Below are 6112 nucleotides of genomic sequence, written 5' to 3' on the forward strand. Positions count from 1 at the left end.
CCGACAATCCCGATGTCAGGCTGCCCGCCGTGGCCACCTGATCAGACTCGGACCTTTCCGGAGGTCGGCGCTCTTACACCAGTCGGTGGGACACTATCTTGTTCTCATAGGCCACGCGGACGGTGACCTCCTGCGCAGCCAGCGGTCCGGCCAGAATCGCTGCCAGGGCGGTGGTCAGGGTGATCAGTTTCATGGGTTCCTCCCTCAAGGATCAGTCGCGTCAGCCGGGGGTGCCGGCCGATCGGTTGGCGGCCAGGACCAGGCCGGAATGGTCGAAATGGTCGTGCAGCGCTGCGCACAGACCTGCATGGTCGCGCGCCTGCAGCGCGTCGATGATGCGGGCGTGCTGGGCATGGGCGGTCTGGGTGTCGGAGTGCTGCGACTTGCCGATCTCCAGGTAAAAGCGCAGCGTGACCCCCATGACCCGATACATGCGCAGCGCCATGTCGTTTCGCGCCGCCTCGATCAGGCCCAGGTGGAAATCATAGTCATGGCTGGCTGCCTGCGCGACCGTCACCGCCGAGGCCATGCGGTCATTGGCCAGCCGCATCCGGTCCAGCACCGCGTCCTCGACATGAAGCACGGCAAAATGGGCGGCCCCCGTCTCGGTCAGGCGGCGAAAGTTCAGCACATCCTCCAGCCGGTCGGGGCTGCTGTCGAAATGCTGGGCAAAGATCTGGAACACCGGGTCGAAATCGGCCTGCCGGACGCGGGCGCCGCGGCGGGTCTTCTCGATCAGGCCAAAGGCCTCCAGGTGGATCATCGTCTCGCGGATGGTGTTGCGGGCCACGCCGAACCGTTCGGCCAGGTTCCGTTCGTTCGGCAGGAACTGGCCCGGCTGATAGCCGTCCACGATTTCCCGGCTGAGAACCGATCTGATGTCTTCGACGGCGGATATTCCGGCCAAACGACGCCCTCCCTGCGTTTGGTTCGGTGGTTGGACCAAAGCTAGGCGAAACGCCGCGACCCTGTCAAGCGCGCCGTCAGACCTGCCCGCGCGCCTGCCAGTCGACCGAGGTCGACAGCGTGTGCCAGGCCGTGTCCAGGTGCCGCGCAAGCGCGACTTGGGCGGCCTGCGCATCGCCCGCCAGGATCGCGTCGATGATGGCCAGATGTTCGGCCGCGGCATGGCGGTTGCGGTCGGCCTCGTCCTTCTTGGTCCACAGATAGTGGTAATGCACGATGATCGAGATCGTCCGGCTGAAATCCGACACAAAGCGGTTGCGCGCCCCTTGGCACAGCAGCGCGTGGAACCGCGCATCCAGCGCAGGAAACTCCAGCGCCGCGCGCCGCCCGCCCGCGGTCACGGCCAGATGGTCGGCCCGCAGGCCGGTCAGGCGCTGGGTCAGGGCGGGGTCCGGCTCGGCGATCAGGCGCGTCAGGGCGCGGGTCTCGAACAGGCGGCGCACCTCGAACATCTCGGCGGCGAAATCGGGGGTAAAGCCTTTCAGCAGCCAGTGGCGGTTGGTCTGCTTTTCGATCAGGCCAAAGGGCTCAAAGCGGATCAGGAACTCGCGCAGCCCGGCCAGCGGCAGGTCGAACTGCCGCGCCAGGCGCGTCTCGTTCAGGACCGTGCCGGGGGCCACGTCGCCCTGCAGCACCCATTCCAGGAACCGGTCGCGGATCATCTCCTGCGTGCTGCGCGTCTGGTCCTCGGCAAAGAAGTCGCCCGGTTCCGGCGCGCGCAGCAGGCGTTTCGCGCGCCCGTCCCACGCGATCACGCCCCGGTCCTGCAGATGGGACAGCACCGCCCGCACGGTGGTGCGGCTGGCCTCCAGCGTGGCGGCCAGACCGGCCTCGGACCCAAGGGCGGCCCCGCCCTGATCCTCGATCAGGGTCAGCAGGCGATTGACCTGGGCCTTGAACAGCCGGTTGTCGCGCGTCATCGCCGCCTCCTATGCATAACCCGTTGACCGGTTCGGTTCTTTTTATATAAAGAACCATGACCCCGCAAGCCAAGGCGGCCCCCGAACCCGGAGATGACGATGACCCAGATGACGGCCCTGATCTGCCCCGAGCCCGGTGCGCTGCGGCTGGAAAGCCGCCCGCGCCCCCAGGCCCGGGCCGGCCATGTCCGCGTGCGGATCGGCCATGTGGGCATCTGCGGGACCGATTATCACATCTTTGGCGGGCAGCAGCCGTACCTCGCCTATCCGCGCGTGATGGGCCACGAACTGTCGGGCCGGGCGCTGGATGCCAGCAGCGACGGAACCATCGCGCCGGGCGATCTGGTGGTAGTGAACCCCTATCTGACCTGCGGCACCTGCCGCGCCTGCCGGAACGGCGCGCCCAATTGCTGCGAGGCAATCGCCGTCCTGGGCGTGCATGTCGATGGCGGCATGTGCGAGGAGATCATCGTCCCCGAAGCCAACCTCTATCCCGCCCACGGCCTGTCCGAGACCGCCGCCGCCATGGTCGAGTTTCTGGCCATCGGCGCGCATGGCGTGGCCCGCGCGCGGCTGCGGCCCGGCGCCGCGGCGCTGATCGTGGGGGCGGGCCCGATCGGTCTGGCCGCCGCGATCTTCGCGGGCATCGCGGGGGCCCAGGTCACGTTGCGCGACGCATCCGCCGAACGCCTGGCCCTGGCGGCGGGCGTGCTGCCTCAGGCCCGGACCGAACAGGTCGGACAGGAGGCGCAGGCGAGCTATGACGCGGTCTTTGACGCGACGGGCAGCATCGCGGCGATGAACCGGGGGCTGGACTGGCTGGGCCATGGCGGCACCTATGTCCTGCTGTCGGTGGTCAAGGGCGACCTGACCTTTCCCGACCCCGAATTCCACAAGCGCGAGACGACCCTGCTGGCCAGCCGCAACGCGCTGAAATCCGATTTCGACCACGTCATGGCCTGCATCCGTGATGGGCGCGTCCCGGTGGACCGGCTGGCCACGCATTCCACCACGCTGGATCAGGCCGCGATCATGCTGCCGCAATGGGCCGCCGATCGCGGCGCGCTGATCAAGGCGATCATCCATGTCTGAGCCGACCCCCATCCTGCAATTCGGCACCAGCCGGTTCCTTCAGGCCCATGCCGACTTGTTCTTCCATGAGGCCGCCACACCGCGCACGGTCACTGTGGTGCAGACGACGGGCGACCCGTCGCGGGCGGGGCGTCTGGCGGCGCTGGCCGACCCGCGCGGCTATCCGGTGCGTGTCCGGGGCCTGTCCGATGGACAGGTGGTCGACCGCGAAATCCGCGTGACCTCGGTCCGGCGCACGCTGTCCACCGCGACGGACTGGCCCGCGCTGTGCAGGCTGGCGGCCAGTGAAACGCAGGCGATCCTGTCCAATACCGGCGACCAGGGCTATCAGCCCCAGCACGCCGACGATGCGCCCGCCTTCGACCAGGCGATGAGCTTTCCGGCCAAGCTGTATCACCTGCTGGCGCACCGGCAGGCGGCGGGCGGCGCGCCGCTGTCGATCTTTCCGATGGAGCTGGTCCCGGAAAACGGCGCCGTGCTGCGCGCCCGCGTGATGCAGATCGCCCGCGCGCAGCGGGCGTCGGACGCGCTGTGCGACTGGCTGGAGGCCTGTGTCTGGGTCAACAGCCTGGTGGACCGGATCGTGTCCGAACCGCTGCAGCCTGCGGGCGCGGTGGCCGAACCCTATGCGCTCTGGGCGATCCAGGCCGGGCCGGGCGTTGCCCTGCCCTGCGACCACCCCGCCGTCCAACTGGTCCCCGACCTGGAGGAGATCGAGCGGCTGAAGCTGCACATCCTGAACCTGGGCCATACCGTGCTGGCCGACCGCTGGCTGGCGGCGGGGGCAGACCCCGCCCTGCTGGTGCGCCAGATGATGGCAGGGCCGGACCGCGCCGCGCTGGACCGGATCTATGCCGATGAGGTCCTGCCCGGTTTCGCCGCGCGCGGTCGGGGGTCGCAGGCCCGCGCCTATCTGGCGGTCACGCTGGACCGCTTTGCCAACCCGTTCCTGGACCACCGTCTGGCCGACATCGCCCAGAACCACCCGGAAAAGATCGCCCGCCGCATCCGGGCCTTTCTGGACTGGGTCGGCCCCGACGGACCCGCCATGCCCGAACTGTCCGCCATCGCCCGAAAGGCCGCCCCATGACCCTGCCGCCCGTGCTGCCCCATCGCCCCGCAGGCGCCCCCGACGCAATCCGCCTGAACCCCGCCGACAGCGTGGGCATCGCGCTCCGCCCCCTGGCGGCGGGGGAACACGCGCTGGGCACGCCGCTGGCCGACCCTATCCCGCTGGGCCACAAATTCGCGCTGACCGCGCTGTCGCCCGGCGATGCGGTGGTGAAATACGGCCAGATCATGGCGCAGGCGACCCAGCCCATCGCGCCGGGCCAGCACGTCCATGTCCACAACATCGCCATGAGCGCTGTCCATTCCCACCACGCCGATCAGCGCGGCCACCTGCCTCCGCCGCCCGCGCGCACCACCTTTCAGGGCTATCTGCGCCCCGACGGGCGGGTGGGGACGCGCAACTTCATCGGCATCCTGGCCTCGGTCAACTGCTCCACCACGGTGTGCCATGCCATCGCGCAGGCGGCGACGCGGGTGCTGGGGCCGAAATACCCCAATATCGACGGCTTTGCCCCCATCGTGCATGACCAGGGCTGCGGAATGGCCGCGCAGGGCGAAGGGTTCGACGTCCTCGTCCGCACGCTCAAGGGCTATCGCGACCACCCCAATTTCGGCGGCGTGCTGATCGTGGGGCTGGGCTGCGAGGTGAACCAACTGACCCTCTACAAGCCGACCGACTGGACGCGCGACCGCTATCACAGCTTCAACATCCAGGAGGTCGGCGGCTCCGCCTCGGCGGTCGCCCGCGCGCTGGAGCTGCTGGAGCCGATCGCGGCCGCCGCCAATGCCGACATCCGCAGCACGCAGCCGGTCAGCGCGCTGACCCTGGGCATGCAATGCGGCGGCTCGGACGGGTTTTCAGGCATCACCGCCAATCCGGCGCTGGGCGCGGCCTCCGACATGCTGGTCGCGGCGGGCGGCACCTCGATCCTGTCCGAGACTCCCGAGATCTTCGGCGCCGAGCATCTGCTGATCGCCCGCGCCGACCCCGCGACCGGCGCGCGCATCGCGGGCATGATCGACTGGTGGCGTGACTATGCGGCGAAAAACGGCGCGTCCTTGGACAACAACCCCTCGCCCGGCAACAAGAAGGGCGGGCTGACCACCATCCTGGAAAAATCCCTGGGCGCGGTGGCCAAGGCCGGCATGGCCCCGGTCGCGGGCGCCTTCGCCTATGCCGAACGCATCGCGGTGCCGGGCCTGGTCTACATGGACAGCCCCGGCTACGATCCGGTCGCGGCGACGGGCCAGGTCGCCGCGGGGGCCAACCTGATCGCCTTCACCACCGGGCGCGGATCGTGCTTTGGCGCCAAGCCCGCGCCCTCGGTCAAATTGGCGTCGAATTCGACTCTGTTCGCGCAGATGCACGAGGATATGGACATCAACTGCGGCACGGTCGTCGACCAAGGCACCGACCTGCAGGCGATGGGCGCGCAGATCTACGACCTGCTGCTGGACACCGCCTCGGGCCAGCGCACCAAGTCGGAGGGGTTCGGCTATGGCGACAACGAGTTCGTCCCATGGAAGATCGGCGCGGTTCTCTAGGCTCCAGGCCCGTTGATTTTACGCTCTTTGCGTGATCCAGGCCGCTGCAAGGAGACCTGATCAATGAGCAACCTGTTTTGGTGGACGAGGGCGCAAATGGCGCGCCTTTGTCCGTTCTTCCCCAGAGCCATGGCTAGGCGCGGGTTGATGATCAGCGGGTGCTGAGCGGCATTATCTTCTTCAGTCGCAATGGCTTGTGGTGGTGCGATGGTGAGGGCATGAACGCCACCGGTTCGAGAGAGTGCCCGAAACGGGGAATACGGGCCGGCAAAGACGCTCTACAATCGATGGAAGCGTTGGAGCGATAACGGGGTCTTCGCCCAGACCATGGTCGGCCTGGCCGCAAAGGACACTGATCCCAAGACGATTATGATCGACGCGACGTATCTCAAGGCGCACCGCGCGGCTTGCAGCCTGCCTGCGAAAACGTATGGCCCGCCCCGTCTGCAAGCGGCAATTTTTGATGACATGATCAGTCTGCACAAACGTATCCGGCATGTCGGCACAAAGGCCGCCGC

5 protein-coding genes and 1 pseudogene are annotated in these 6112 nt (G+C 68.1%); 4 read left to right on the forward strand and 2 right to left on the reverse strand.

Going from position 1 to position 6112, the window contains the following annotated elements; translation table 11 throughout:
- Nucleotides 1-220 precede the first annotated feature (220 nt).
- Nucleotides 221-946: a FadR/GntR family transcriptional regulator gene (locus tag ABS73_RS16655; RefSeq protein WP_338118605.1), complete on the reverse strand. Its 726-nt coding sequence runs from the start codon at nucleotides 944-946 to the stop codon at nucleotides 221-223.
- A 37-nt stretch (nucleotides 947-983) separates the two neighbouring features.
- Nucleotides 984-1886, reverse strand: coding sequence for a GntR family transcriptional regulator (locus ABS73_RS16660; protein ID WP_277022792.1), 903 nt, complete (start codon nucleotides 1884-1886; stop codon nucleotides 984-986).
- Between the two features lie 99 nt (nucleotides 1887-1985).
- Between ABS73_RS16660 and ABS73_RS16665 the strand changes: the two genes are divergently transcribed.
- The 4 genes and pseudogenes from ABS73_RS16665 to ABS73_RS16680 form a co-directional block, all read left to right on the forward strand.
- Complete coding sequence (locus ABS73_RS16665; RefSeq protein WP_277022794.1) at nucleotides 1986-2978, forward strand: zinc-binding alcohol dehydrogenase family protein; 993 nt, start codon at nucleotides 1986-1988, stop codon at nucleotides 2976-2978.
- Nucleotides 2971-4068 (forward strand): mannitol dehydrogenase family protein, encoded by a 1098-nt coding sequence (locus ABS73_RS16670; RefSeq protein WP_277022796.1) that lies wholly within the window; start codon nucleotides 2971-2973, stop codon nucleotides 4066-4068. Before ABS73_RS16665 ends, ABS73_RS16670 begins: the two co-directional genes overlap by 8 nt.
- The gene (locus tag ABS73_RS16675) at nucleotides 4065-5594 is read left to right on the forward strand and encodes a UxaA family hydrolase (protein ID WP_277022799.1); all 1530 of its coding nucleotides are present in this window, start codon (nucleotides 4065-4067) and stop codon (nucleotides 5592-5594) included. Before ABS73_RS16670 ends, ABS73_RS16675 begins: the two co-directional genes overlap by 4 nt.
- 63 nt (nucleotides 5595-5657) lie before the next feature.
- Nucleotides 5658-6041, forward strand: a pseudogene (locus ABS73_RS16680) (transposase); the annotation flags it as partial.
- Between the last annotated feature and the right edge of the window lie 71 nt (nucleotides 6042-6112).

The organism is Paracoccus sp. SCN 68-21 (assembly GCF_001724535.1).
GTDB classification, from domain to species: Bacteria; Pseudomonadota; Alphaproteobacteria; order Rhodobacterales; family Rhodobacteraceae; genus Paracoccus; species Paracoccus hibiscisoli.

Coding starts and splice junctions, on each gene's coding strand:
- ABS73_RS16670 (WP_277022796.1), top strand. CDS start 2,971: ATGTCTGAGCCGACCCCCATCCTGCAATTCGGCACCAGCCGGTTCCTT.
- ABS73_RS16665 (WP_277022794.1), top strand. CDS start 1,986: ATGACCCAGATGACGGCCCTGATCTGCCCCGAGCCCGGTGCGCTGCGG.
- ABS73_RS16660 (WP_277022792.1), bottom strand. CDS start 1,886: ATGACGCGCGACAACCGGCTGTTCAAGGCCCAGGTCAATCGCCTGCTG.
- ABS73_RS16675 (WP_277022799.1), top strand. CDS start 4,065: ATGACCCTGCCGCCCGTGCTGCCCCATCGCCCCGCAGGCGCCCCCGAC.